We start from the raw sequence: 893 nt of genomic DNA, 5'->3' as shown, positions 1-893 counted from the left end.
GCGCAGCCCTGCGGCGCGGCGGTGCCGGCCGTCGGCGCGTGCGGGTCGAACAGGCCGGGGACGATCGCGACGCGGGCGCCGGTTGCGTCGAGGCCGACCTCCGGGGTGTCGCGAGCGGTGTCGTGCAGCTCGGCGTCGAGCAGGTCGAGCACCGTGCGGGCGTCGAGCCCGGGGGCGACGTCGAGGGCCCGGCAGAACAGCGCGGGTGCCTCCGCGTCGAGGGTCTTCACCACCCCGCCGACCCCGCCGAGCAGCGAGGCGACCACCCCGGCCGAGCCGTGGTGCCCGAGCCCGCCGTCGAGGCGGGTCAGGGTGAGGAAGGCGGCCCGGGTGCCGCCCGCGGCGGTCGCTGTCAGCGGGTCGTGGGCCTGGCGGGCGATCTGGATGGTCTCGGCGAGCCGGGCGACCGTGGGGTCCCAGCCGTCACCGGGGGTGAGCAGCGTCAGGCACAGGTCGACCCGGCCATCGAGCGCGGCGCGCAGCGGCGACACGTCGTCCGGGCCGTCGGGCGCGGCGCCGTCGAGGTTGACAGCGCGGACCGTCCAGCCGCGCGCGCGCAGGCCCTCGGTGAGGGGCTGCGCGTCTTCGCTCGGGTAGTGCGCGACCACGGCCACCGGGGAGTCGGCGTAGGGCCGGTCGAGGCGGTCGACGGGCGGCAGCGTCACCAGTCGGACGACGCGGCGCGGTGCCGGCGCGAACGCCGGCTCAGCTGCTTTTGGGTCGACACCACCTGCCTCCGACCCGTCGGCGACGCCGCCCGCACCGGGCCCGGGTGGCGCCGCAGCGGTGACGTACTCGGTGATCTGGTCCAGGGTGCGCAGTTCCGCGAGCTGCTCCGGACCGACCGTCGGCGCCTGCGGGAACCGCTCCCGCAACGCCCCCAACACCTGCAC

The 893-nt window shown here is 77.3% G+C and carries 1 pseudogene; it reads right to left on the bottom strand.

Going from position 1 to position 893, the window contains the following annotated elements:
* Nucleotides 1–893, bottom strand: a pseudogene (locus MXD58_RS25765) (type I polyketide synthase); the annotation flags it as partial.

Source organism: Frankia sp. AgKG'84/4, assembly GCF_023242965.2.
Taxonomy (GTDB): domain Bacteria; phylum Actinomycetota; class Actinomycetes; order Frankiales; family Frankiaceae; genus Frankia.
Note: the sequence above shows the minus strand (reverse complement) of the source record. Positions and strands in the feature narration are given on the sequence as shown.